At 70.7% G+C, this 23,435-nt stretch carries 21 protein-coding genes and 4 tRNA genes; 13 read left to right on the top strand and 12 right to left on the bottom strand.

Going from position 1 to position 23,435, the window contains the following annotated elements:
* The first annotated feature begins 117 nt into the window (after positions 1 to 117).
* The 3 genes from A4A78_RS06385 to A4A78_RS06375 are packed head-to-tail and all read left to right on the top strand — an operon-like array spanning position 118 to position 2,269.
* Positions 118 to 1,026 carry a WXG100 family type VII secretion target gene (locus tag A4A78_RS06385; protein ID WP_062947500.1) on the top strand — a complete coding sequence of 303 codons (909 nt, stop codon included), beginning with the start codon at positions 118 to 120 and terminating at the stop codon, positions 1,024 to 1,026.
* A 48-nt stretch (positions 1,027 to 1,074) separates the two neighbouring features.
* Entirely contained in the window at positions 1,075 to 1,608 is a 534-nt protein-coding gene (locus tag A4A78_RS06380; RefSeq protein ID WP_062947499.1) for a hypothetical protein, read from the top strand.
* Positions 1,595 to 2,269: a hypothetical protein gene (locus tag A4A78_RS06375; protein ID WP_062947498.1), complete on the top strand. Its 675-nt coding sequence runs from the start codon at positions 1,595 to 1,597 to the stop codon at positions 2,267 to 2,269. The genes A4A78_RS06380 and A4A78_RS06375 overlap by 14 nt, the downstream gene beginning before the upstream one ends.
* Positions 2,270 to 2,364: 95 nt before the next feature.
* On the opposite strand, the gene nrdE is transcribed toward A4A78_RS06375, so the two are convergent.
* The 4 genes from nrdE to A4A78_RS06355 all read right to left on the bottom strand — a co-directional run bounded on the left by nrdE (position 2,365) and on the right by A4A78_RS06355 (position 7,297).
* Positions 2,365 to 4,497 (bottom strand): class 1b ribonucleoside-diphosphate reductase subunit alpha, encoded by a 2,133-nt coding sequence (gene nrdE, locus A4A78_RS06370; protein ID WP_062947497.1) that lies wholly within the window; start codon positions 4,495 to 4,497, stop codon positions 2,365 to 2,367.
* Positions 4,498 to 4,502: 5 nt separating this feature from the next.
* Positions 4,503 to 4,901 carry a class Ib ribonucleoside-diphosphate reductase assembly flavoprotein NrdI gene (nrdI, locus tag A4A78_RS06365; protein ID WP_010550465.1) on the bottom strand — a complete coding sequence of 133 codons (399 nt, stop codon included), beginning with the start codon at positions 4,899 to 4,901 and terminating at the stop codon, positions 4,503 to 4,505.
* Positions 4,902 to 4,921: 20 nt separating this feature from the next.
* Positions 4,922 to 5,179, bottom strand: coding sequence for a glutaredoxin-like protein NrdH (gene nrdH, locus A4A78_RS06360; protein ID WP_010550466.1), 258 nt, complete (start codon positions 5,177 to 5,179; stop codon positions 4,922 to 4,924).
* Between the two features lie 639 nt (positions 5,180 to 5,818).
* Positions 5,819 to 7,297, bottom strand: a complete 1,479-nt coding sequence (locus tag A4A78_RS06355; RefSeq protein ID WP_062947496.1) for a Gfo/Idh/MocA family protein — start codon at positions 7,295 to 7,297, stop codon at positions 5,819 to 5,821.
* Between the two features lie 208 nt (positions 7,298 to 7,505).
* Between A4A78_RS06355 and A4A78_RS06350 the strand changes: the two genes are divergently transcribed.
* Positions 7,506 to 8,177, top strand: a complete 672-nt coding sequence (locus tag A4A78_RS06350; protein ID WP_062947495.1) for a 1-acyl-sn-glycerol-3-phosphate acyltransferase — start codon at positions 7,506 to 7,508, stop codon at positions 8,175 to 8,177.
* Between the two features lie 65 nt (positions 8,178 to 8,242).
* The gene (locus A4A78_RS06345) at positions 8,243 to 8,626 is read left to right on the top strand and encodes a universal stress protein (protein WP_010550469.1); all 384 of its coding nucleotides are present in this window, start codon (positions 8,243 to 8,245) and stop codon (positions 8,624 to 8,626) included.
* Positions 8,627 to 8,788: 162 nt separating this feature from the next.
* Here the strand turns inward: A4A78_RS06345 and A4A78_RS06340 are convergent, their stop codons facing one another.
* The 6 genes from A4A78_RS06340 to A4A78_RS06315 all read right to left on the bottom strand — a co-directional run bounded on the left by A4A78_RS06340 (position 8,789) and on the right by A4A78_RS06315 (position 14,659).
* Positions 8,789 to 10,300 carry a catalase gene (locus tag A4A78_RS06340; protein WP_062947494.1) on the bottom strand — a complete coding sequence of 504 codons (1,512 nt, stop codon included), beginning with the start codon at positions 10,298 to 10,300 and terminating at the stop codon, positions 8,789 to 8,791.
* 98 nt (positions 10,301 to 10,398) lie between these two features.
* The gene (locus A4A78_RS06335) at positions 10,399 to 10,833 is read right to left on the bottom strand and encodes a Fur family transcriptional regulator (protein ID WP_053917054.1); all 435 of its coding nucleotides are present in this window, start codon (positions 10,831 to 10,833) and stop codon (positions 10,399 to 10,401) included.
* Positions 10,834 to 10,957: 124 nt separating this feature from the next.
* Positions 10,958 to 11,030 (bottom strand) — tRNA-Thr (locus A4A78_RS06330).
* A 142-nt stretch (positions 11,031 to 11,172) separates the two neighbouring features.
* Positions 11,173 to 12,828, bottom strand: a complete 1,656-nt coding sequence (locus A4A78_RS06325) for an alpha/beta hydrolase (RefSeq protein ID WP_062947493.1) — start codon at positions 12,826 to 12,828, stop codon at positions 11,173 to 11,175.
* Positions 12,829 to 12,958: 130 nt separating this feature from the next.
* Positions 12,959 to 13,693, bottom strand: coding sequence for an ABC transporter permease (locus tag A4A78_RS06320; RefSeq protein WP_062947492.1), 735 nt, complete (start codon positions 13,691 to 13,693; stop codon positions 12,959 to 12,961).
* Between the two features lie 30 nt (positions 13,694 to 13,723).
* Positions 13,724 to 14,659: an ABC transporter ATP-binding protein gene (locus tag A4A78_RS06315; RefSeq protein WP_062947491.1), complete on the bottom strand. Its 936-nt coding sequence runs from the start codon at positions 14,657 to 14,659 to the stop codon at positions 13,724 to 13,726.
* Between the two features lie 156 nt (positions 14,660 to 14,815).
* Here A4A78_RS06315 and A4A78_RS06310 point away from each other — a divergent pair, with 156 nt between their 5' ends.
* Together A4A78_RS06310 and A4A78_RS06305 are read left to right on the top strand one after the other, a co-directional pair.
* A complete protein-coding gene (locus tag A4A78_RS06310; protein ID WP_231880859.1) occupies positions 14,816 to 15,949 on the top strand; it encodes a sensor histidine kinase in 1,134 nt (377 codons plus the stop codon).
* On the top strand, positions 15,931 to 16,614 hold the full coding sequence (locus A4A78_RS06305) for a response regulator transcription factor (protein WP_010550476.1): 684 nt from the start codon (positions 15,931 to 15,933) through the stop codon (positions 16,612 to 16,614). The genes A4A78_RS06310 and A4A78_RS06305 overlap by 19 nt, the downstream gene beginning before the upstream one ends.
* A gap of 18 nt (positions 16,615 to 16,632) precedes the next feature.
* On the opposite strand, the gene A4A78_RS06300 is transcribed toward A4A78_RS06305, so the two are convergent.
* The gene (locus tag A4A78_RS06300; RefSeq protein WP_062947489.1) at positions 16,633 to 16,998 is read right to left on the bottom strand and encodes a metallopeptidase family protein; all 366 of its coding nucleotides are present in this window, start codon (positions 16,996 to 16,998) and stop codon (positions 16,633 to 16,635) included.
* Positions 16,999 to 17,153: 155 nt separating this feature from the next.
* Between A4A78_RS06300 and A4A78_RS06295 the strand changes: the two genes are divergently transcribed.
* From A4A78_RS06295 to A4A78_RS06280, 4 genes are all read left to right on the top strand, one after another.
* Positions 17,154 to 17,226, top strand: a tRNA-Glu gene (locus tag A4A78_RS06295).
* A 107-nt stretch (positions 17,227 to 17,333) separates the two neighbouring features.
* A tRNA-Asp gene (locus A4A78_RS06290) sits at positions 17,334 to 17,407 on the top strand.
* A 73-nt stretch (positions 17,408 to 17,480) separates the two neighbouring features.
* Complete coding sequence (locus A4A78_RS06285) at positions 17,481 to 18,503, top strand: NADP-dependent oxidoreductase (RefSeq protein ID WP_062947488.1); 1,023 nt, start codon at positions 17,481 to 17,483, stop codon at positions 18,501 to 18,503.
* A gap of 196 nt (positions 18,504 to 18,699) precedes the next feature.
* A tRNA-Phe gene (locus A4A78_RS06280) sits at positions 18,700 to 18,775 on the top strand.
* A gap of 809 nt (positions 18,776 to 19,584) precedes the next feature.
* On the opposite strand, the gene A4A78_RS06275 is transcribed toward A4A78_RS06280, so the two are convergent.
* Positions 19,585 to 19,896, bottom strand: a complete 312-nt coding sequence (locus A4A78_RS06275) for a putative quinol monooxygenase (protein WP_062947487.1) — start codon at positions 19,894 to 19,896, stop codon at positions 19,585 to 19,587.
* A 107-nt stretch (positions 19,897 to 20,003) separates the two neighbouring features.
* Here A4A78_RS06275 and A4A78_RS06270 point away from each other — a divergent pair, with 107 nt between their 5' ends.
* Together A4A78_RS06270 and A4A78_RS06265 are read left to right on the top strand one after the other, a co-directional pair.
* Positions 20,004 to 20,945 carry a GlxA family transcriptional regulator gene (locus A4A78_RS06270; RefSeq protein ID WP_062947486.1) on the top strand — a complete coding sequence of 314 codons (942 nt, stop codon included), beginning with the start codon at positions 20,004 to 20,006 and terminating at the stop codon, positions 20,943 to 20,945.
* Between the two features lie 806 nt (positions 20,946 to 21,751).
* Positions 21,752 to 23,425 (top strand): formate--tetrahydrofolate ligase, encoded by a 1,674-nt coding sequence (locus A4A78_RS06265; protein WP_082835207.1) that lies wholly within the window; start codon positions 21,752 to 21,754, stop codon positions 23,423 to 23,425.
* The last annotated feature ends 10 nt before the right edge of the window (positions 23,426 to 23,435 follow it).

The following is a 23,435-nucleotide window of genomic DNA, read 5'->3' as shown; positions in this document are numbered from 1 at the left end:
CCGCCGGGACCGCTGGGGAGTTCTCCCCATCGCCACCGGCGGCGTGCTCCCCTAGATTCGACGTCACGCGACGACTGTCGGACGCTCACGTGGGGGCGCCGTACGAGGGGATGGACGATGACCGGCTTCCAGGGGATGGACACCGCACAGGTCGAGGACTACGGCGGCCTTCTGACGGATCGATCGGGCACGATCGAGGACCGCTTCAGCACGCTCGAGGGAATGGTCCGCGCGATCGTGGGCTCGCAGTGGGTGGGCCCCGATGCCGACGCGTTCGGCGATCGCTACAGCAACGAGGTCATGACGACGGTGCGGACCGCCCTCGATCAGCTCCAGCGCCGGATCGACGAGCTCCGCGGCCACGTGGAGGAGCAGGACTCCGCCTCCGACGGCTCCGAGGGCGGCTTCCTCGAGGGAGTCTTCTCGGCGCTGGGCGACGCGATCGACACCGTCGGCTCCTTCCTCGAGGACGCATGGAACCACCTCACCGACGACATCCTCCCCACCGTCCATGACGTCATCAGCAAGGGCCTCGGGGATGTCGGAAACGCGATCAAGAACGGCATCGACGACGCGCTCAAGCACGCCCCCGATCTCGGCAAGAACGCGGGGAAGCGGCTCCTGGGCTCGGCCGTCCCGTACGTCGGCGATGCCTACACCGGGATCGTCGCCGGCGTCGAGCGCTGGCAGCAGGACGGCGAGAACCACCCGGACATGGGCTTCGGGGAGCGACTCGGACGCGCCGCTCTGGACGGCGGGGCCAACTTCGCCGGATCCCTCGGCGGCGGTCTCCTCGGGTCCGCCGCCGGGACCGCGGCCGGCGGCTTCCTGGGCGGACTGATCGGTGGCGGCGGCGGGGCCGTGGCGACCTCCCCGACCGGTCCCGGTGCCGCCGTGGGCGGCGCCGCTGGCGGTGGCGGCGGCGCAGCCGTCGGTGGGGTCATCGGCGGCTACGCCGGCGACTTCATCGGGAGCTACTTCGGCGGGCGCCTCGCGGATGCCGGCATCGACGCCATCCTCGACTGAGCCCCGCACGGCCCTCGAGCCCCTGCACCCTCCCCCTAGGCTGGTTCCATGCCCTCCACCACGACCCCTCTGCGCACCGAGGTCCTGCCTCGACCGGACTCCCTCGTCCCACCGATGGCCGTGGACGTCCCGGTCACCTGGGTGCCGACCCCCGCCACGGACGCCGTCCTCGCGGGCTTCATGGACGACGGCACGCTGAGCCCGGCCTACGGGACCAACATCGTCCTCACCGGCGCCGCGCTGCCGGAAGGCATCGGGCTCGAGGACTGGCAGATCACCGTGCGGGACCGTCAGCTCTCCGCACTCCCGGACCTGCAGGTCCTCGACGATCGCCGACTCCCGACCCTCGGCGGCGACACGAGCGCCGAGCAGTGGTACCACTGCTCGGCGATGACGGACCGGCACGGGGCGACCGTGCTCACCCGTCGCTGGAACCGCCTGGTGCCCGGGCTCGGCCTGACGCTCACCCTCACCACGCTCCCCCTGCTCGATGCCGAGCACGGGGACCTGTTCGACGCGATCGCCGCCTCCTGGACGATCACGGAGCCCACGACGCAGGAGAGCGCCGATGATCACGCCTGATGCGAGCTCGCGGGTCATCGCGAGCGGCCCCGGTCCCGAGATCGACGCCCTCGTCGAGGCCTTGGCCGCCGGCCGTCCCGCCGCGGGCACCGAGGCGCTGGATCCGTCGTTCGTGCAGAGCATCGGCGAGATCGTCGCCGCCGCGTCGGGCACCGTCGAGGTCACCCTCTCCGGGCCGCTGAGCTACAGCACGCACCGCTTCACCCTGTCCCGCGGCGGGACGCTGCGGCGCAGCCAGGGGCAGTCCGACACCGTCGAGATCGCCGCCTTCCCGACGTCCGCCCTCCCCGGCGCCCTGCTGAGGCTCACGAGCATCGCGCCGGTCGAACCGCTCGGCACGGACACCGTGCTCGAGCTGCCCGAGGGGTGCCTGACGAGCCTCTTCACCCCCGAAAGCGAGCTCCGCGAGAGCGCTTGGGGCGCCGTGATCAGGGCCTCGCACACCCTGCCCGACGCAGAGCGCGCGGAGTTCGAGCGGGTCGAGCCCCGTGCGGCGCAGCTGGTGCGCCGCCGACCCGAGGGGGACCGCACCTCTCGGGTGCTCCTGCTTCGCGGCCGCTACCTGATCACTGCCGAGGACAGCACCGACGCGGTGCGCGGCACCGATCCCACCGGTGCGACCCGCAGCCTGCTGACCGGGCTGCTGCGACCCCAGGCATGAGCATCGCCGCCTGACCGGACGGTCTCGGTCGAGCATGACGAACGGCCCGCCCCCGGAGCTCTCCGGGAACGGGCCGCTCGCTGCGGGTCAGGGCGTCACAGCATGCAGCTGACGCAGCCCTCGACCTCGGTGCCCTCGATCGCCATCTGACGCAGGCGGATGTAGTACAGGGTCTTGATGCCCTTGCGCCAGGCGTAGATCTGCGCTCGGTTGACGTCGCGCGTGGTGGCGGTGTCCTTGAAGAACAGCGTCAGCGACAGGCCCTGGTCCACGTGCTGCGTGGCCGCGGCGTAGGTGTCGACGATCTTCTCGTAGCCGATCTCGTATGCGTCCTCGTAGTACTCGAGGTTGTCGTTGGTCATGTACGGCGCGGGGTAGTACACCCGGCCGATCTTGCCCTCCTTGCGGATCTCGATCTTGGAGACGATCGGGTGGATCGAGGAGGTGGAGTGGTTGATGTACGAGATCGAGCCGGTGGGCGGCACGGCCTGCAGGTAGGCGTTGTACATCCCGTGCTCGGCGACCTCGGCCTGCAGCTGCTTCCAGTCGTCCTGGGTGGGCAGGTGCACGTTCGAGTTCGCGAACAGCTCGCGGACCTTGTCGGTCGCGGGCTCCCACACCTGCTCGGTGTACTTCTGGAAGTACTCGCCGGTGGCGTACTTCGAGTTCTCGAAGTCGTAGAACTTCTCCTGGCGCTCCTTCGCGAGCTTCATCGACGCGAGGATCGCGTGATAGGTGACCGCGTAGAAGTACATGTTGGTGAAGTCGATGCCCTCCTCCGAGCCGTAGAACACCCGCTCGCGGGCGAGATAGCCGTGGAGGTTCATCTGGCCGAGGCCGATGGCGTGGGACTTCCGGTTGCCCTCGGCGATCGTGGGCACGGACTCGATGTCGGAGGTGTCCGAGACCGCGCTGAGGCCGCGGATCGCGGTCTCGATGGTCTGGGCGAAGTCCGGGGAGTCCATCGCCTTGGCGATGTTCAGCGAGCCGAGGTTGCAGGAGATGTCCCGGCCCATCTCGTCGTACGTGAGGTCGACGTTCATGGTGGAGGGCGTGGAGACCTGCAGGATCTCGGAGCACAGGTTCGAGTGGGTCACCTTGCCGGCGATGGGGTTCGCGCGGTTCACGGTGTCCTCGAACATGATGTACGGGTAGCCGGACTCGAACTGGATCTCGGCGAGGACCTGGAAGAAGTCGCGGGCCTTGATCTTCTTCTTCGAGATGCGGGGGTTGTCCACCATCTCGTGGTAGACCTCCGAGACGTTCACGTCCGCGAAGGGCTTGCCGTACTCGCGCTCCACGTCGTACGGGGAGAACAGGTACATCGGCTCGTTGTTCTTCGCGAGCTCGAAGGTGATGTCGGGGATCACGACGCCGAGGGAGAGGGTCTTGATGCGGATCTTCTCGTCGGCGTTCTCGCGCTTGGTGTCCAGGAAGCGCAGGATGTCGGGGTGGTGGGCGTTGAGGTACACCGCACCGGCGCCCTGACGCGCGCCGAGCTGGTTGGCGTAGGAGAAGGAGTCCTCGAGCAGCTTCATGACGGGGATGACGCCGCTGGACTGGTTCTCGATGTGCTTGATCGGCGCACCGTACTCGCGCAGGTTGCTCAGCAGCAGCGCGACGCCGCCGCCGCGCTTGGACAGCTGCAGCGCGGAGTTGATGGAGCGGCCGATGGACTCCATGTTGTCCTCGATGCGCAGCAGGAAGCACGAGACGAGCTCGCCGCGCTGGGCCTTGCCGGCGTTGAGGAAGGTGGGGGTGGCCGGCTGGAAGCGGCCGTCGAGGATCTCGTCGACGAGGTTGCGGGCGAGCTGCTCGTCGCCGCGCGCGAGGGTCAGGGCGACCATCACCACGCGGTCCTCGAAGCGCTCGAGGTACCGCTTGCCGTCGAAGGTCTTCAGCGTGTACGAGGTGTAGTACTTGAACGCGCCGAGGAAGGTGGGGAAGCGGAACTTCTTCGCGAAGGCCTGCTCGGAGAGCGACTCGATGAAGGAGAACTCGTACTGCTCGAGCACCTCCGGCTCGTAGTAGTCGTTCTCGACGAGGTAGTCCATCTTCTCGCGCAGCGAGTGGAAGAACACCGTGTTGGGGTTCACGTGCTGCAGGAAGTACTCCCGCGCGGCCTCGCGGTCCTTCTCGAACTGGATGCTGCCGTCCGGGCCGTACAGGTTCAGCATCGCGTTCAGCGCGTGGTAGTCGAGCTGCCTGTTGTGCTCGACCGGGGGCATCTCGGTCAGTGTCGCCAAAACTCTTCCAATCCGTCGTGGACCCGCGTCACATCGCGCGGAGTGCCGAACAGTTCGAACTTGTACATGTGGGGGACCTGGCACTTGGCGGAGATGATGTCCCCGGCCAAGCAGTAGGCCTCCCCGAAGTTGGTGTTCCCCGCGCTGATCACACCGCGGATGTGCCGTCGGTTGCGTTCATCGTTGAGGAACTTGATGACCTGCTTGGGCACGGCGCCCCGGCCGTTGCCCCCGCCGTAGGTCGGGACCAGCAGGACGAAGTCCTCGTCGACGACGAGGGGATCGTCCTTGGGGTAGAGCGGGATCCGATGGGCCGGCAGGCCGAGCTTCTCGACGAAGCGCTTGGTGTTGCCGGACACCGAGGAGAAGTAGACGAGACGGGTCACGCCGACGCCTCCCCGGCCTCTCAGATCGCGGCGGTGCGGCGCTGCTCGGCGCCGACGCCCGCGAGCGCCTTGATCTTGTCGGGGCGGAAGCCCGACCAGTGGTCCTCGCCCGTGATGACGACGGGCGCCTGGACGTAGCCGAGGGACTTCACCTTCGCGAGCGCGTCGGCGTCCTCGGTGATGTCGACGACGTCGTAGGCGACGCCCGCCTTGTTCAGCGCGCGCTTGGTGGCATCGCACTGCACGCAGAGGGGCTTCGAGTACACGGTGATGTCCAAGGGAAGTGCCTTTCAGGAGCGTCGCGCCGAGGCGCAGGACAGGGGCGAGAAGGAGATGTTCAGGAGGTCCGAGGACCGTGTCGCGAGGCTGTGGACTCCCGCAGGAGCCCTGTGCGCCGCGACAACGTCAACACTACACCTAGTGGTGACTCAGCGCGACGACCACAAGATGTACTGAGTTACAGGAGTGTCATCCACAATGCGATGTTGACAGCATGTGGATGGAGGGGGGCTCGCTGGGGACGGAGCGGCCGCCTCCCGTGCGAGCACCGCTGATACGTGCACAACCCGCTGTGGACGGCGCTCCGGGCGGCCGACGACGACGGTGGACAGGCACCCTCCGCACCCCTCCCGGAGCGGTCGGAACAGGCCTCCGAGTGAGGTGTCTCCCGGCGTGTCCCGCGCGCGCCCCGGCGTGTCGCGGGCGTGTCGTCGGCGTGTCCCCCGCCGTCCCCCGTCCATCCCCCGGCCGTCCCCCGCCGGGGCGCCGGATCCGGGCCGCGGACCACCGGTCCGGGGCCCGCGCACAGAGGGCCGACGCGGAGAGCCCCCGCCCTCCCCGGCAGGGGACGACGGGGGCTCTCTTCGACGGTCTGCGGACCGCCGGGGCCGACGGCGCGGCAGGGCCGACGGGTCGTCTCAGCGGCGCGGGTCCTCCGGGACGGTGGGGTCCGCGGCCGCGGGCGGTGCGTCCTCAACCGCGGCCGGTGCGCCCTCGGCGCCGCCGGACCAGGCGTCGACGACCTCCTCGGTGCTCGGCGCCGCAGGCTGCTCGAGGGTCACGGGCGCGGGCTCCGCCCCGGGCAGCTCGACCTCGACGGTCGCGGAGGGGGCGGACGCCCCGTCGGCGGGCTCCTCGTCCGTGCGTCCCGCGTTCGCGGTCGCCGACTCGGCCGACGGCTCCTCCGGCTGGGCCGACGGCTCCTCAGCCTCTGCCGCCTCCTCTGCCCCGGGCGCCTCCTCGGTCCCGGAGTCCTGCTCCGGCTCCGCCTCGAGGCTGCGGCCGTCGGCCTCCACGATGGTGGCGAGCACCTCGCGCAGCAGCACCACCTGGCGCAGCGCCTCGGCGGCGCCGGCCAGCGGTGCCTCGCCCTTCTCGACGAAGGCGTGGAAGGCCTCCCACATCAGCTCGGCCGAGCCCTTCGGCGCGGTGGTCGCGACCTCCTGGACCACGCCCGACTTCTTCTCCCGCAGCGAGACCGTGGAGCGGGCGTCGCCGTGGGAGGGGGCGGGCAGGTCCAGGCGCATGCGGCGCCGGGCGGAGAGCACCTGGAGCGTCTCGGAGTACTCGGGGGCGAAGGGGAGGTAGTGCCACACCAGGCGCACCTGCGCCCCGCTGCCGAGCTCGCCGAGCAGCTCGATCGATCCGGGGATCACTCCCTTGGGCCAGTGCCGCACCGCGACGAGCTTCTCGATCGGGCCGTAGGCCGCCTCGGTGACCGCCATCTGATGGGCGACGCCGGTGAGCAGACCCTTGACGTACAGGTCCCGGTCGCGCTGGGTGGCGCCGTCGCCGGTGCCCGCCTCGACGGCGGCCTGGAGCGCCTTGCGCCGCGCCGTGCGCTGCTCCGTGGGCAGGTCGTAGGAGGAGGTGGTGACGTGGGCCTGGCCGAACAGGGGCTGGCTGGCGGGCATGAGGACCTCGTGGTCCACCATCCGCAGGTCCTTGGTCGCGATGTGCTCGGACATCCGGGTCACGGAGTCGTCGTACTGCTGGGGATGGGCCAGCATCACCAGGCGCCGTCCCGCGATCCGCTCGAACTCGGCGACCTTCGCGACCTCCTCCTCGGAATAGCCCAGCGGTGGCTCGACCATCACCGGGATGCCGCGGCGCACGATCGCGAGCAGGTCGTCGACGTGGAGCCCGTCGGTCGACAGCAGCACGCCGTCCAGGGAGAGGGTCCGGGCGCGCACCGCGGCGACGAGATCCGCGACGGTCTCGTAGCGGCGCTCCTCCTCGATGCCCCACACCTCGGAGGCCTCGCGGCGCCGACGGGGCGAGTGGTCCACCAGCGCGGCCACGCTGAAGCGGTCCCAGCGCCGGCGCAGCACCGGCAGGTGCACGGCCTGCGCCATGGTTCCGGCGCCGACCACGGCGATGTTCAGGATCTTCGGCATCGACAGGCTCCTCGGGGGCTCGGCAGGGAGGGGCGGCTGCGCCGTCGGGACGACGGGCGCCGGGCCGTCTCCGGCATCGCGCCTGGACCGGGCACGATCGCACGCCTGTTCTACCACACGGGCAGGGACGACGATCACAGGGACGCCGCTCCGTCGCCCCCGCCCGCGGCGCTATCGTGGGGCGCTGATCGAACCCTGAGGAGGACCCGTGGTCGGACGCTTCTACACCGGTGTGCGGGGATTCGTGCGCCCGATCGTGAGGCTGCTGTGGAACCCGCGGGTCAGCGGGCTGGAGAACGTGCCGCCCGAGGGCGGCTTCGTGATCGCCTCGAACCACCTCGCCAACATCGACAGCTTCATGATCCCGGTGGTCCTGCCTCGAGCGATCCGCTTCGTGGCCAAGGAGTCGCTGTGGACGCAGAAGGGCCCGCACGGCGCGGTGCTGCGCTGGTTCTTCGACGCCGTCGGCGCGGTGCCGGTGGACCGCGAGGCGCTCTCCTCCGGCAAGGGCGCGCTGCAGGCCGGGCTCGAGGTGCTGCGCAACGGGGAGGGCTTCGCCGTCTACCCCGAGGGGCACCGCTCCAAGGACGGGCTGCTGCATCCGGGCAAGCAGGGCGCGGCCTGGCTCGCGCTCGAGTCGGGTTGCCCCGTGATCCCGGTCGGGGTCAAGGGCACCCAGCACATGTTCTCCTCCCTGATCCCCCGCCGCGGCGAGATGACGATCCGGGTGGGCACCCCGATCACCCTCGAGGAGATCGACCCCTCCGCCTCCAAGGGGGCGCGCCGACGCCTCCTGACCGCCCGGATCATGGATGAGATCCAGGCGCTGTCCGGTCAGCGCCGGGCCGACGGTCCCTCGGCACGGTCCCGGGACCAGTAGGATCGCACCAGGCCGCACACCGAGGTCGCGGCCGTCGCCCGAGAGCACCCCAGCCAGGAGAGCAGATGGCCGTCGTCGTCGGATTCATCCCCACCGAGGTGGGCTTCAAGGCGCTGGCCGCGGCACGTGAGGAGGCCGAGCAGCGCGGCGGGCCGCTGGTCGTGGTCAACGTGCTGCGCGCGGGCGTCGAGGAGGATCCCCGCCACGCCGACGAGCAGCAGCTCGAGATCGCCCGTGACGAGCTCCGCCGCACCACCGTGCGCGTCGCCTTCCGCCAGGAGACCACGGAGGACGACATCGCCGACGTCCTGCTGCAGGTGGTCGAGGAGGAGAGAGCCGAGCTGCTCGTGCTCGGCGTGCGCCGTCAGAACGACCTCGCCCGCCACCTGCTGGGCCTGACCGTGCAGAAGCTCCTGCTCTCCTCCCCCAGCGACGTGCTGGTGGTCTGAGCTCCGGCTCGGGCCGCCCACGGCCCGAGGGCGGACGCCGCTCGGCCCGACCCCGGCCGTCGACACCGACCCCACAGCGACGACAGCGGCCCGACCCCTTCCGGAGAAAGGACCGGGCCGCTGCGCTGTGCGGGGCCGCTCAGGCGGTCGCCCGCGCGAGAGTCACTCGGAGACGGGGTCCGCGCCGGGGATCTGCTCCTGCTGACCGGCCTTGACCTTGGCCTCGATGGCCTCGCCGACCTCCTGGTCGATGTTCTTCCAGTACTGGAAGGCGTTGGAGAGCACCGGCTCGATCACGGTGGACAGGCCGCCGGCGACCGTGTCGATCAGGCGCTGACGCTCGTCCTCGCCCATGACCTCGCGGACCAGGGTGTGCGCCTGGCCGAAGTCGTCGTCCTCGGAGTGCAGGGAGTAGGCGGCGCGCACCAGCGTGCCGTCGGCCTCCCAGCCGTTGTCGACCGGGCCCTGCGCGTCCTGATAGGCGCGGCCGAAGGAGTTCGGCGCGTACACCGGCGCATCACCGCTGTGGAAGAAGTTCATCGCGCCCTCCTTGTCGTAGGAGTTGGTGGCGATGACCGGACGGTTCACGGGCAGCTGGTTGAAGTTCGTGCCCAGGCGGTTGCGCTGCGCGTCCGGGTAGGAGAAGACGCGGCCCAGCAGCATCTTGTCCGGGGAGACGCCGGTGCCGGGCACCAGGTTCGAGGGGCTGAAGGCGGCCTGCTCGATCTGCGCGTAGTGGTTGACCGGGTTCTGGTTCAGGGTGAAGCGGCCCACGGGGATGCGCGGGTAGTCCTTCTTCGACCAGATCTTGGTGAGGTCGAAGGGGTTGAAGCGGTAGGTCTTCGCGTCCTCGTAGGGCATGATCTGCACCTCGAGCCGCCAGGACGGGAAGTCGCCGTTCTTGATCGACTCGAAGAGGTCGCGGCGGTGGTAGTCCGCGTCGGTGCCGGCGATCTCGTCGGCCTCCTCGTTGGTGAGGAACTCCAGGCCCTGCTCGGTGAGGAAGTGGTACTTGACCCAGAACTTCTCGCCGGCCTCGTTGACCCACATGTAGGTGTGCGAGGAGTAGCCGTTCATGTGGCGCCAGGTCTTGGGCAGGCCGCGGTCGCCCATGAGGTAGGAGACCTGGTGGGCCGACTCCGGGGAGAGGGTCCAGAAGTCCCACTGCATGGTGTTGTCGCGCAGGCCGGAGTCGGGGGTGCGCTTCTGGGAGTGGATGAAGTCGGGGAACTTCATGGGATCGCGGACGAAGAACACCGGGGTGTTGTTGCCGACGATGTCGAAGTTGCCCTCCTGGGTGTAGAACTTCAGCGCGAAGCCGCGCACGTCCCGCCAGGTGTCGGGCGAGCCCAGCTCACCGGCCACGGTGGAGAAGCGGGCCAGCATCGGGGTCTTGGCGCCCTTCTGGAAGAGCCCTGCCTTGGTGTACTTCGAGACGTCCTCGGTGATCTCGAGCTCGCCGAAGGCGCCGGAGCCCTTCGCGTGGGGGCTGCGCTCCGGGATGCGCTCGCGGTCGAAGCGCGCGAGCTTCTCGACCAGGGCGACGTCATGGAGCAGCAGCGGGCCGTCGGCGCCGACGCTCAGCGAGTTCGCGTCGGACTCGCGCGGCGCACCGGACTCGGTGGTCGACGCGATCGTCGAATCGTGATGGGCCGTGGGATCCAGATGGGTCATGGAGTTCTCCTCGGGTCTTTCTGACAGGTCGTGACGAAACGTTCTGACAGTCGTGGGCGGTCAAGGACCCTGGTCCGGCCGGAGCCGGGTCAGGGGGTTCAGGGGGTGGCGGCCTCGCGCTCGCGGCAGTCGCTGCAGGTCCCGCGATAGACGACATCGGCCATCTCGATCGAGAAGCCGTGGTCCTCGTGCGGGATCAGGCAGGGCGCGGCGCCGACGGCGCAGGGGACGTCCTCGAGACGTCCGCAGCTGCGGCACACCAGGTGGTGGTGGTTGTCGTGGCGGTGCATCTCGTAGCGCATGGAGCGCCCTCCGACGGAGACGCGTCGCAGCAGCTCGGCGTCGGAGAGGGCGTTGAGCACGTCGTAGACGGCCTGGCGGGAGACCGTGCCGAGGTTCTCGCGCACGGCCTGGGCGATCGCCTCCGCATCGGAGTGCGGGTGGGCCTCGACCGCAGCCAGGGTCGCGAGCCGCGGGGCGGTCACGCGCAGGCCGACGCTCCGCAGGGCGGAGGTGTGGTCGGTGGTCGTCATGGCCCCCACCCTAGCCCGCTATCTGGACAATCTCAAGAAAGCGAGCGGGCCCGTCCACACCGGCTCCTCCCCCGCCGACGAGAACGGGCCCGGCCCTCTCGAGGGGGCCGGGCCCGTGATCCGGAGCCGCCTGCCGGAATCGAACCGGCGACCTATTCATTACGAGTGAATCGCTCTACCGACTGAGCTAAGGCGGCGTCGCCGCGCACGCGCGGCGGACCGGTTCACTGTACGTGACCTGGCTGGCCAGGCGCAAAGCGTCCCGGCGCGATCCGCGTCACGCTCGTCGGCACGGCCGGTCCGCCGCGGAGCGCCGAGTCGTCGACCGCCGCGCGCGCTTCAGCAGCGCAGCCCGTCCTCGGGCACGGTGCCCTCGAGGAGATAGGCGTCGACCTGCTCCTCGATGCACCCGCCCGAGCGGCCGTAGGCGGTGTGGCCCTCCCCCTCGTAGGTCAGCAGCGTCGCGTCGTCGAGCTGGGAGGCGAGCTCCTCCGACCAGGCGTAGGGGGTGGCGGGATCGCCGGTGGTGCCGACGACCAGGATCGGGCCGGCGCCCTCGGCGGTGATCGGCGCGGGCTCGCGCACGGGCTCCTCGGGCCACTGGGCGCAGCCGTCCCCGCCGAGCATCGGGCCGAAGGTCGGGAACTCCTCGGCGAGGCGCTCGGCCTCCTGCTCGACCCACTGCTCGTCGGCGACCCCGGGGTGGTCCAGGCAGTTCACGGCCGTGATCGCGAAGGCGGCGTTGGTGCGGTAGGTCCCGTCGTAGCGGCGCTCGGAGGAGAGGTCCGCGATGTACAGCAGCTGGGAGCCGTCGCCGTTCATCGCGGCGGCGAGCGCCTCGCGCCCGTACTCCCACTGCGCGTCGTCGTACAGCAGCGTCAGCACGGCGGAGCGGGCGAGGGCCCCGGTCAGCGGCCGCTCGGGGTCCCCGGTGTCCAGCGGGGTCTCGTCCACGCTCTCGAAGAAGCTCAGCAGCTGCTCCTTCGCCTCGGCCTCGTCGCCGCGGAAGGGGCAGGAGTCGCCGGCCTCGAGGCAGCGGGCCAGGAACGCCTCGGTCGCGTGCTCGAAGCCCTCGGCCTGGCCGGCGGAGAACTCGTCCATGGACATGTCGGGGTCGATCGCGCCGTCCAGCACGAAGCGCCCCACCCGCTCGGGGTGCAGCTCGGCGTAGCTCGCGCCGAGATAGGTGCCGTAGGAGTAGCCGAGATAGTCGAGCTCCTCGCTCCCGAGCGCCGCGCGCAGCACGTCCATGTCACGGGCCGCGGAGTAGCTGTCGAGATAGGGCAGGACGTCGCCTGAGTTCGCCTCGCAGGCCTCGGCCACGCGCGCACCCCACTCCTCGGCGAGCGCGCTCGTGTCCTCCGCGGCGGGGTCCCCGGTCGCGGCGAGGTACTCGTCGGTCTCCGCGTCGTCGAGGCACTCGATCCCCTCCGAGCGGTTCACGCCGCGGGGGTCGAAGCCGATGACGTCGTAGCTCGCACGCACCTCGGGGGAGATCAGGATCTCCGCCGAGGGCAGGAAGTTCACGCCCGAGCCGCCGGGTCCGCCCGGGTTGGTCACGAGCGAGCCCTTCGACTCGCCGTCGGCGGCGAGTCGGCCGACGGCGATCTCGATGTCCCCGGCCTCGGGGTCGTTCCAGACCAGCGGCACCGTGATCGTCCCGCACTCGGCGCCGTCGGCGTCCACGTCCTCGCAGGGGCCCCACTCGATCTGCTGCGAGTAGTAGGCCTCGTAGGCGGGGTCCTCGGCCGGGTCCGTCGGCAGGTCGACCGCCGCGGAGGTCCCGGTCTCCTCGAGGGCCGGGCCCTCGTCGGCGGAGCCCTCGCCGGCGCCGCCGGCATCGCCCGCGCCGCCGGAGTCGCTCGCCTCGCTGCCGGCCGGGGCGTCCCCCTCCGGAGCGGCTCCCTCCGTGCAGCCCGCCAGGAGCATCGTCGCGACGGCCGCCGCGGCGGCGAGGCGGGCGAGGGGGCGTCGAGTGCCGGGGAGGGGCGTCATGCGGGGTCCTTGTCCATGGGGGGAAGCATCCGTGGGGCCCGGCCATCCTAGGACGCTTCCCCGCCGATCTCCCGACGTCAGGGCCCCGTCGTCGTCCGCAGGGCGTCCGGCCCCGGCGGAGCATCCGCCCTCAGCCGATCTCGCGGTGGCGCCACCTCTGCGTCCCGAGCGCGGCGGGGAGCAGGACCAGCAGGACCAGCGGCAGCAGCTCGAACGCGCCGGCCTCCCCGTTCGCCAGGGCGAGCGAGGCGCCGGTCAGGTCCACCGCGGCGATGACGTCGGCCAGGGTCTGCGAGCCGAAGGCCATGGCCAGGTTCGAGGCGGTCCCGATGACGAAGGGGATGCCGATCGCGGCGACCATACCCAGCACGGTGGACTGCAGCAGCATGCCCATCGCGAGGGAGAACAGGAAGGTCGCACCGAGGTTCGCGAGCTGCGTGGTCAGCACCCCCTCGATGCTCGAGAGCACCGCCCCCTCGCCGATCAGCTCCCCGCCGATCCAGGTGCTCGCGGCGGCCAGGCCGATGCTCACCGCCGCCAGTGCGACGAACACCACCAGCGCCGCGATCGCCTTGGAGGCCAGGACGGCGAGGCGCCCCGGGCGCTGCAGGAGGGTGATCTGGATCGAGCCGTCGGACCACTCCCCCGCCGTGATCCACACGGTCAGGGCGGGGATGATCAGGGTCAGCGGCAGCGAGATCACGAAGAAGGTCATCTCGAGATCGGCGGTGCCGTCGGGGACGAGCGCGGGCTGGATCAGGCCGCCGAGCGCGGCGAAGCCGGCCACGGCGAGCAGGGACAGGGTCAGCAGGATCTTCGCGCCTCGGGTGTCGAGGAAGGCGCGCAGGTCGATGTCGGGTCGCACGGGGGTCTCCTGGCGGTCGGAGGGCGGAGGTCAGAGGGCGGGGGCGGGTTCGTCGGCGGAGGGCTCGTCGTGCCCGGTCAGGGCGAAGAACACCTCCTCCAGTCCGGTGCCGGCGCCCGCGCCGAGGGAGGTGAGCACGAGCTGCTCGCGCAGGGCGAGGCGGCCCATGTCCTCGGGGGCGAGGCTGACGGCGAGCTCGCCGCCGGCGCGCAGCTCGAAGGCGATGCCGTGGGCGTCCAGGGCGCGGCGCAGCGCCGCCTGGTCCAGCGCGGCGACGCGGGTGCCGGTCACGGCGGTGAGCTCTTCGAGCGGGCCCTCGCGCACCAGGCGCCCCTCGGAGATCACGACCAGCCGGTCCACGGTCGCCTCGACCTCGCGCAGCTGGTGGCTGGAGAGGAGCACGGTGCCGCCGGCGTCGGCGAAGGAGCGCAGCAGGCGGCGCATCCAGCGGATCCCCTCGGGGTCCAGGCCGTTGGCGGGCTCGTCGAGCACGAGCACCGAGGGGTCGCCCATGAGCGCGACGCCGATCCCGAGCCGCTGCCGCATGCCGTAGGAGTATCCGCCCACGCGCTTGGTCGCGGCGTGCTCGAGGCCGACGGTCTCGAGCACCTCCTCGGCGCGGTCGCGCGGCATCCCGAGGGTGCGGGCGGTCAGGCGCAGGGTCTCGATCCCGGTGCGGCCGCCGTGGAGGGCGCGCGCATCGAGCATCACGCCGACGGTGCGGGCGGGATGCTCCAGCGTGCGGTAGCGGCGGCCGCCGATCAGGGCCATGCCCTCGTCGGCCTCGGCGAGACCGGTGAGGATCCGCAGGGTGGTGGACTTCCCCGCCCCGTTGGGGCCGAGGAAGCCGGTGACCGTGCCGGGGCTGCAGGAGAAGGAGAGGGCGTCGACGGCGGCGCGGGCGCCGTAGCGCTTGCTCAGCGCACGCACCTCGAGGGTCGGGGCGGTGGCGGTGGTGGAGGTCATGGCTCCACGCTCCTCCCCCGCCGCGGCGCGGCGACAGCGACCACGGGTCCGTGCGCGGGCGACGATCGTCGGCTCCTCGACGGTCCCCGTCCGACGATGGTCGCCGGCCCCGTCCCGTGCGGCGGCGCGGCCTGTGCGCGCCGCTACAGTGACCGGGTGGACCACCCAGGAGCGCCCGCCCGTCGTCGCTGGCAGGAAGGGCTGATCGTCGTCGCCGTCGCCGCGGAGGCGGCGGCGACGACGCTGCTCGCGACCTCCGCGATCGGCCGCTGGCAGGGCGTGGTCGCGCTGCTGCTGGGCGTCGCGCTGCTCGCCCGGCACCGGCACTGGCCGTGGCTGCTGCCGCTGGTGCAGATCGCCAATGCCTTCTCGGGCTCGATCACCGTGCTGATCATCGCCACGTACACCTTCTCCACCCGCTGCCCGAACCGCGTGCTGACGCTGCTGTTCGCGCTGCTCGCAGCGGGCACCGCCACGCTCACCCCGCTGCTGCTGATGGGCGACCAGCCCGAGGCGGCCCTGATGACGATCGTGCTGACCACGCTGGTCGTGGCGGCGTCGACCTCGATCGGCCTCTACACGGCGGTGCGGCGAGCGCTGCTGGCGGAGCTGCGGGAGCGGGCCGAGCAGGCCGAGTCCGGACGGGCCGCGGCCGAGGAGCAGGCCCGACGCGCCGAGCGCACCCGCATCGCCCGCGAGATGCACGACATCGTCGCGCACAAGATCTCGCTGGTCGCCCTGCAGGCCGGGGCGCTCGAGGTGAACCCCGACATGGGCCGCGAGCAGGTCCAGCAGTCCGCCTCCCTGATCCGCGGCACCGCGACCACGGCGCTGTCCGAGCTGCGGGAGGTGCTGGGGGTGCTGCGCGGCGACGAGGAGCAGGCGCCGCTGGCCCCGCAGCCCACCTGGGAGGACGTGCGGCGCCTGGTGACCACCTCGCAGGAGGCGGGGGTGTCGGTGGACCTGTTCGACTTCATCGACGACCCGGTCCCCGATCCCCTGGCGCGCACCGCCTTCCGCGTGGTCCAGGAGGGCCTGACCAACATCCACAAGCACGCCGTGCACACCCGGGCCCGGGTGGCGCTGATCGGCGAGCCCGGCACCGACCTCGTGATCGAGGTCAGTAATGTGCTCCCCAAGGGGTTCACGACGGATCTGCCGGGGGCCAGGATGGGCCTGTCCGGCATCGAGACGCGGGTGACCCATGCGGGCGGGTCCATCACCTCGGGCCCGACCGACGACGGACGATTCGAAGTGAGGGCGGTGATCCCGTGGCCGACGGCGACGTGACGCGCGTGGGACTGATCGACGACGACTCCCTGGTCCGGGCCGGGCTGGCGATGATCCTCGGCGCCGATCCGGGGATCGAGGTGGTAGGTCAGGGGGCCGACGGCTCCGAGGCGGTGCCGCTGGTGCAGAAGCACCGGCCCGACGTGCTGCTGATGGACGTGCGCATGCCCACCCTCGACGGGATCGCGGCGACGAAGGCGGTCACCGCGCTGACCGGCGCGCCGAAGATCATCATGCTGACCACCTTCGACATGGACGAGTACGTCTTCCAGGCGCTCGAGGCCGGGGCCAGCGGGTTCCTGCTCAAGGACACCCCGCCGCAGGACCTCGCCCGGGCCGTGCACGTGGTCGCTGGGGGCGAGGCGATGCTCTCCCCCACCGTGACCCGCCGGATGCTCTCCCACTTCTCCGACGCGAACCCCGGCTCCCGGCAGGAGCGCCACCCGGGCCTCGACCAACTCACCGAGCGCGAGACCGAGGTGCTCGGCGCCGTCGGGGCGGGGCTGTCCAACGCCCAGATCGGGATGCGGCTGTTCATGAGCGAGGCGACGGTGAAGGCGCACGTCTCGAAGATCTTCGCGAAGCTCGACTGCACCAACCGCGTGCAGATCGCGATCATCGCCCACGAGGCCGGGCTGACGGACCTCGACGCCGACCAGCTCTGAAACGGGGCGGTGCGCGCCCTACCCCCAGCCCAGCTCGTGGAGGCGCTCGTCGCTGATGCCGAAGAGGTGGCCGAGCTCGTGCAGCACGGTCACCGCGATCTCGCGGACCAGGTGCTCGCGGGAGCGGGCGTGGCGCTGCAGCGGTCCGCGGAAGACGAAGATCCGGTCCGGCTGGCGGAAGCCGTCGAACACGGAGCGCCGATCCAGCGGCACCCCCTCGTACACGCCCAGCAGCTCGGCGCCGCGGGACTGCTCGGGCGTCGGCTCCTCCTCGACGAGAATCGCGACGTTCGCCTCCGCGATCGCCCGGGCGACCTCGTCCGGCAGCGAGTCCAGGGCGTCGTCGACCGCCTCCTCGAACTCCGCCCGGCTGATGTGGATCATGCGGTCATCGAACCACGCCCGCCCGCGCCGTGGTGGACCGTCGGTCTCGGCGCCGGGCGGATCCGTGTCGGATAGGACGCACCTCGCCCGAACCCGCGAGCGTCGGTGCCCGGCCCGCGGGTATGCTCTGGCACGGGCGGTTCCGACCGCCCCGGGCCCCCATCGTCTAGAGGCCCAGGACACCGGCCTTTCACGCCGGCGACACGGGTTCGAATCCCGTTGGGGGTACTGCTCCGCCGAGGTGCGAGGCGGCTCACAGCGAAAGTGGTCGTGAGAGCCCAGAACCTCCGGTAGAGTTATCCGAGTCGGAAGGCGAGAAGCCGGAAGACACGAGAGGCCCTGTAGCTCAGTTGGTTAGAGTGCCGCCCTGTCACGGCGGAGGTCGCCGGTTCAAGCCCGGTCAGGGTCGCCCCTCGAGAAGGCCCCGGAGCATCGCTCCGGGGCCTTCTTCGTGCCCCTGCGGAACTGCGTACGCTCGAGGCATGAGCACCGATCTGCAGAACCGCCGGATCCGCCTCGCCTCCCGCCCGCACGGCGAGCCGGTCCCCTCCGACTTCCTCCACGACACCGCCCCCGTCCCCTCCCCCGGTCCGGGCGAGGCGCTGCTGCGCACCCTGCACATCTCCCTGGATCCGTACGTGCGCGGCCGGATGAGCGATGCGAAGTCCTATGCCGCTCCGATGGAGGTCGGCGACGTGATCGTCGGCGGCACCGTCTCGGAGGTCGTCGAGTCCGCCGACGACTCCCTCGCCCCGGGCGACGTGGTCCTCGGCTACGGCGGCTGGCAGGAGTACAGCGTCGAGGAGGTCGCGGGGCTGCGTCGCCTCGACCCCGCGGCTGCGCCGGTCACCACGGTCCTCGGCGTGCTCGGCATGCCCGGCTTCACCGCCTATGCGGGACTCACCGCGATCGGGAGGGTGCAGCCCGGGGAGACCCTCGCCGTCGCCGCGGCGGCCGGTCCCGTCGGCTCCGCGGTCGCGCAGATCGCCCGCCTGCGCGGTGCCCGCACGATCGCGATCGCCGGCGGCGAGCGGAAGGTCGCGCTGCTCGAGGAGCTCGGCGTCGACGTGGCGCTCGACCACCGTGCCCCGGACCTGCCGGGCCGGCTCGCCGCGGCGGCGCCGGACGGCATCGACGTGTACTTCGAGAACGTGGGCGGCGCGGTGTGGGACGCCGTGCTGCCGCTGCTGAACGAGTTCGCGCGCGTGCCCGTGTGCGGGCTCGCCGCGAACTACAACGCCACCTCCCTGCCGGAGGGTCCAGACCGCAGCGGCGCCCTGATGGGCCAGGTGCTCGCCAAGAGCCTCACCCTGCGCGGCTTCATCCAGCGCGAGTTCGCGCCGACGATGTTCGAGGACTTCCAGCGCGAGATGGGCGCCTGGGTCGCCTCCGGCGAGGTGCGCTACCGCGAGGACGTCACCGTCGGGCTGGACAGGGCGCCGGAGGCGTTCGTCGGGATGCTGCGCGGCGACAACCTCGGCAAGGCGCTGATCACGCTCGACTGACGCGCACGCCCGACCGGCCCCAGGAGTGCCGGGCGGGCTGGGGTGGAGGCGGAGCGGCTTCGACTGCGGGGTGGCTCGGGCCTGTGCACCCCGAGCCCCGGGCGCGTCGCCGTGGTCTGCCTCTCACCGGGGCGCATCCGGTGCACACCACCGCGCAGGGGCTGTTACGCTTGTCCTCGGTCGTCACGACGACCACGGCTCTGTAGCTCAGTTGGTAGAGCGTTCGACTGAAAATCGAAAGGTCACCGGATCGACGCCGGTCGGAGCCACCACCACGAAGCCCCTTGGTCCGCCAGGGGGCTTCGTCGTTGCTCGGTACTGTCCGCCGGGACTCTCGCATCCCAGCTTCTCCACCTTGAGACTGCTCCGCTTCGGCACGGCGGCATACGACCGACATGACGCCCGATGGCGCCCCCGCGTCCGAAAGTCAGGCTGACTGACCATTCTATTGCTGATGTTCAAAACAACATGACTGCAAGACACGGAGGAAAACTGTGGAGTTCAGCGAGCGGCTCGAAGCCCTGGCTACCAAGGTGCACACCGTCATCTGAGAAGTCCCCTGAAACGTCTTCGACGATGACGGGACCGGCGAGGAGGAGGGCGCGGTGAGCTAAAGGAATGGAGCTTGCTCGGCTTCGACGCCGCCGCAAGCTCCGGTGAAACGGTCGGTACTGGTCGGTAGTCGTCGGTCACCACCGGATGGCGGCGTCCGCCACGCTCGGCGTTTGCGCAGGTCAGCGGCTCGTTCGCGCAGTGGGCGCATCAAGCGATAGACGCAAAGCCGACGTGATGAGGTCGTCGGTTCGATTCCGACAGGCGGCTCCGGCGAACAGCCCCTGACCTGCGGAAACGCAGGTCAGGGGCGGTTCGGTCCAGGTGGTCGCGCGATGCGCTGGCCTCACGGCTCTGCCCGACACCGACGTCGCTCTCCTCTGCGACGGACCCCTCGCCGGCTGAGCGCTCGCGGCCGGCATCCTGTCCGTGTGCCGATAGGCCTCGCACCGCTCGGCAACGCAGCATGGCGTTGCGTCGCGACCTGGCGACGGCTCGGCGGGGCGCGATCGTCTCGTGCGTTGGCGGACTACGGGAGCTTGGACGCGAGGACGTCGGCCGCCAGGATCTCGGGTGCTGCGCTGAGGAGGTGCTGGTTCGCCATCAGGGCTGCGACGATGGCGCCGTTGGCGTGGGCGTCGCGAGCGGCCTCGTCGGGGAATGCATCGAAGATCCAGAAGGTGTCGGCGTTGGTCCTGACCGCGAACCAGACAATCGTTCCCACTTCTTCGTTGGCGAGTGCGACAGCGCCGGCGAGCAGATCGGCGACCGCGTCGTGCTGTCCATCGGCCGCGACGATCTTGGCGACGAAGGCATACGGAAGTGATGCGGGTGTGGACATGAGGGACTCTCCTAGGTGTCGGGGTTCTTCGTGGGACGAGTTCAGCGTATGACGAGCGAGGGCCGATGGGGAGTGGCGTATACGGCAGTATTGCTATTGTTTACGTCATGCGTATCGGACTGATCGCGATCGACGGCTGCTTCGGTTCGGCTATCGCGTCGATCATCGACATCGTGCGGGTGGCCGACGGAGCTCGCGGCGATGTCGACCCGCGGATCGACCCGATCGAACTCGCCATCCTCGGACCGAAACGGCGAGTGACCACGACGGCATCGATGACCCTGTCGGTGGACCAGCCGCTGTCGGAGTCCGGAGAGTTCGACGTGGTCGTCGTCCCTGCGCTTGGAACCCTTACGGCCGCCGCTACCAACGACGTCCTCCAGAGCCGAGATGCTCGTTCGGTCATCGCCTCGCTCGGGCGCCTCGACGAGGCGACCACCCGTATCGCCGCGGCGTGCACCGGCGTGTTCGCTGTCGCCGAGACCGGACGGATGCATCATCGGCGGGCGACGACCAGCTGGTTCCTGGGGCCGGAGTTCCTGAAGCGCTATCCGACCGTCGCCCTCGATCTCGACACCATGGTCGTGGTCGACGGGAACCTCGTCACCGCCGGCGCCGCGTTCGCCCACATCGACCTCGCGCTCTCACTCGTGCGATCGATCAGCCCCGACCTGGCCCAACATGTCGCCAAGCTCCTCATCATCGACGAGCGCCCGTCGCAGGCGGCCTTCGTCGCCTACGAACATCTCCGGCACGAGGACCCGATCGTCGTCGAGTTCGAACGCTTCGTGCGCGCCCGCCTGGACGAACCGTTCAACGTCGCCTTCGTCGCGCAGTCGCTCGGCACCAGCCGGCGCACCCTCGAACGACGAGTCCGTGCGGCGCTCAACCTCACTCCGCTCGGCTTCGTCCAACGGCTTCGCATCGAACGAGCTCAGCACCTCTCAGCAACCACGGACCTCACCTCCGCCGAGATCGCGCTACGGGTCGGCTACGCGAACGCCGAGACTCTGCGCTCCCTCCTGCGTAGGGAGCGACGCCGTTCCTGACCTATCGCAATGCCTGTAGCCGGTGTGCTAGTGCTCGACTGGAACCACCTCTCAGCACGTCGCGTCGACGCTCCCGCGTCGCCCCTGGACGACCCACTCGACACGCCCGCAGCACAGGCCATGTGACGTGTCCCGGCTTCGCGGACGGTCGGGGTTGGGTGGCTGTGATGTCGCTGCGTTCTCGTCGAGAGGATCAGCAGACCCGATCAGAGCCGATTGGGATAAGACGTGAAGGCGGTCAGGTCAGGGCGGCCGAAGCCGGCCGGCGGGGTAGCGTCGGTCACGTCGAGGTCCTTCGGATGGATGGCGTAGGAACCTCCATCGTCGGGAGATCTCGACGTCTATCTGCGGACCGACGCGCCCGGCCGACCTACACCCTCATCTGGGAAGAGCCCCTTTGCGCTGGGGCAGGAGGCCGGTCACACAACACGGGCGGGACGGCGACGAAGCGGGGCGAGATCGCTCCTCGGACATGCCTCGCTGCTGCGCGCCGGCATCGGGAGCGGTCCCTGGCGGGGATCGTGCGCTGTGTCGTCGGCCGAACCTCCCACAGCGCTTGTCGGACGGCGAGAGCCGGAGGTCCCCATGTCCCCGGCCGCCGGGCGGCTGGTCGGTCACACCGCTCGGGGACGACGCGCGGCGAACGGGCCGACAGGGCGGTCGGGCCGTCGCGCAGCGGCGCGAGGACCGGGCGACGTCCATCCGACGAAGGGGCGGCATATGCCCAGGATCTGCCCCGTAAGGTGGGCCACGACACTGCCCGGACGCCGATGCCCGGGTGAGCGACCACGAAGTGGAGGACGATGATGTCAGCCGACAACCCCGATCTCGCCATCGCCCAGGCGGCGACCCTGGAGCCCATCACCGCGATCGCCGAGCGCGCGGGCGTGCCCGGGGAGGCGCTCGTGCCCTACGGCTCCTACAAGGCCAAGGTGGACGTGCGCCAGATGACCCCGAGCGGGAAGCAGGGGCGCCTGGTGCTGGTCTCGGCCATGTCCCCGACCCCGGCCGGTGAGGGCAAGTCCACCACGACCGTGGGCCTGGCCGACGCGTTCTCGCTGATGGGCCACCGCACCATGGTCGCGCTGCGCGAGCCCGCGCTCGGCCCGATCATGGGCATCAAGGGCGGTGCGACCGGTGGCGGCCACGCCCAGCTGGTGCCGATGGAGGACATCAACCTCCACTTCACCGGCGACTTCCACGCGATCCAGATCGCGAACAACACCCTCGCCGCCCTCGTGGACAACCACATCCACCAGGGCAATGCGCTGGGCATCGACCCGCGCCGCGTCCAGTGGAAGCGCGTGGTCGACGTCAACGACCGCGCCCTGCGCAGGACCGTGATCGGCCTGGGCGGCGCCACACAGGGCGTCCCGCGCGAGGACGGCTTCGACATCGTCGTCGCCTCCGAGATCATGGCCGTGCTGTGCCTGGCCACGGACCTGAAGGACCTGCAGGAGCGGATCGACCGGATCGTCGTGGGCTTCACCTACGACCGCAGCCCCGTCACCGTCGAGGACCTCGAGGTGGGCGGCGCGATCACGATGCTGCTGAAGGACGCGCTGCTGCCGAACCTGGTCCAGACCCTCGGCGGCACCCCCGCGCTCGTGCACGGCGGCCCCTTCGCGAACATCGCCCACGGCTGCAACTCGCTGGCCGCGACCCGGCTCGCGCTCTCGCTCGCGGACATCACCGTGACAGAGGCGGGCTTCGGCTCCGACCTCGGGGCGGAGAAGTTCCTGGACATCAAGTCGCGGGTGGGCGACCTCGCCCCCGACGCCGCGGTCGTGGTCGGCACGGTGCGCGCGCTGAAGATGCACGGCGGCGTCGCCAAGACCGATCTGGCGACCGAGGACATCGAGGCCGCGCTGCGCGGCACCGAGAACCTCGCCCGCCACGTCGAGAACCTGCGCAAGTTCGGCATCGAGCCGGTGATCGCGCTGAACCGCTTCCCCACCGACACCGAGGCCGAGCTCGAGGCGGTGCTCGACTGGGCGAAGGAGCAGGGCTTCCGCGCCGCGCTGTCCGAGGTGTGGGCGAAGGGCGGCGAGGGCGGCCGCGCCGTCGCCGAGCAGGTCCTCGCCGCGATCGAGCAGGACGAGCCCGACTTCCACCACCTCTACGATCCCGCCGGCGGGATCGAGGAGTCCCTGCGCACCCTCGCCCGCGAGGTCTACGGCGCCGACGACGTGGTCTTCGAGGACCGCGCCCCGGCGCAGCTGCGGATGCTGAGGCGCAACGGCTGGGACACCCTGCCGGTGTGCGTGGCGAAGACGCAGTACTCGTTCTCCGACGATCCCTCCGCGCTCGGCGCCCCGACCGGGCACGTGCTGCACGTGCGCGATCTGGTGCCGAAGATCGGAGCGGGCTTCGTCGTCGCGCTCACCGGCGCGATCATGACGATGCCGGGACTTCCCAAGGAGCCAGCCGCCCTGCGCATGGGCGTGACCGAGACCGGGGAGTCCATCGGCCTGTTCTGAGCCGGGCCGG

It is taken from the genome of Brachybacterium sp. sponge (assembly GCF_001613775.1).
GTDB lineage: Bacteria > Actinomycetota > Actinomycetes > Actinomycetales > Dermabacteraceae > Brachybacterium > Brachybacterium conglomeratum.
This window is presented reverse-complemented; position numbering and strand designations above follow the sequence as displayed.

Coding starts and splice junctions, on each gene's coding strand:
- A4A78_RS06285 (WP_062947488.1), top strand. CDS start 17,481: ATGAGCACCGATCTGCAGAACCGCCGGATCCGCCTCGCCTCCCGCCCG.
- A4A78_RS06300 (WP_062947489.1), bottom strand. CDS start 16,998: ATGATCCACATCAGCCGGGCGGAGTTCGAGGAGGCGGTCGACGACGCC.
- nrdE (WP_062947497.1), bottom strand. CDS start 4,497: ATGCCCCCGGTCGAGCACAACAGGCAGCTCGACTACCACGCGCTGAAC.
- A4A78_RS06270 (WP_062947486.1), top strand. CDS start 20,004: ATGCGTATCGGACTGATCGCGATCGACGGCTGCTTCGGTTCGGCTATC.
- A4A78_RS06315 (WP_062947491.1), bottom strand. CDS start 14,659: ATGACCTCCACCACCGCCACCGCCCCGACCCTCGAGGTGCGTGCGCTG.
- A4A78_RS06375 (WP_062947498.1), top strand. CDS start 1,595: ATGATCACGCCTGATGCGAGCTCGCGGGTCATCGCGAGCGGCCCCGGT.
- A4A78_RS06355 (WP_062947496.1), bottom strand. CDS start 7,297: ATGCCGAAGATCCTGAACATCGCCGTGGTCGGCGCCGGAACCATGGCG.
- A4A78_RS06345 (WP_010550469.1), top strand. CDS start 8,243: ATGGCCGTCGTCGTCGGATTCATCCCCACCGAGGTGGGCTTCAAGGCG.
- A4A78_RS06340 (WP_062947494.1), bottom strand. CDS start 10,300: ATGACCCATCTGGATCCCACGGCCCATCACGATTCGACGATCGCGTCG.
- A4A78_RS06380 (WP_062947499.1), top strand. CDS start 1,075: ATGCCCTCCACCACGACCCCTCTGCGCACCGAGGTCCTGCCTCGACCG.
- A4A78_RS06385 (WP_062947500.1), top strand. CDS start 118: ATGACCGGCTTCCAGGGGATGGACACCGCACAGGTCGAGGACTACGGC.
- A4A78_RS06265 (WP_082835207.1), top strand. CDS start 21,752: ATGTCAGCCGACAACCCCGATCTCGCCATCGCCCAGGCGGCGACCCTG.
- A4A78_RS06325 (WP_062947493.1), bottom strand. CDS start 12,828: ATGACGCCCCTCCCCGGCACTCGACGCCCCCTCGCCCGCCTCGCCGCC.
- A4A78_RS06275 (WP_062947487.1), bottom strand. CDS start 19,896: ATGTCCACACCCGCATCACTTCCGTATGCCTTCGTCGCCAAGATCGTC.
- A4A78_RS06335 (WP_053917054.1), bottom strand. CDS start 10,833: ATGACGACCACCGACCACACCTCCGCCCTGCGGAGCGTCGGCCTGCGC.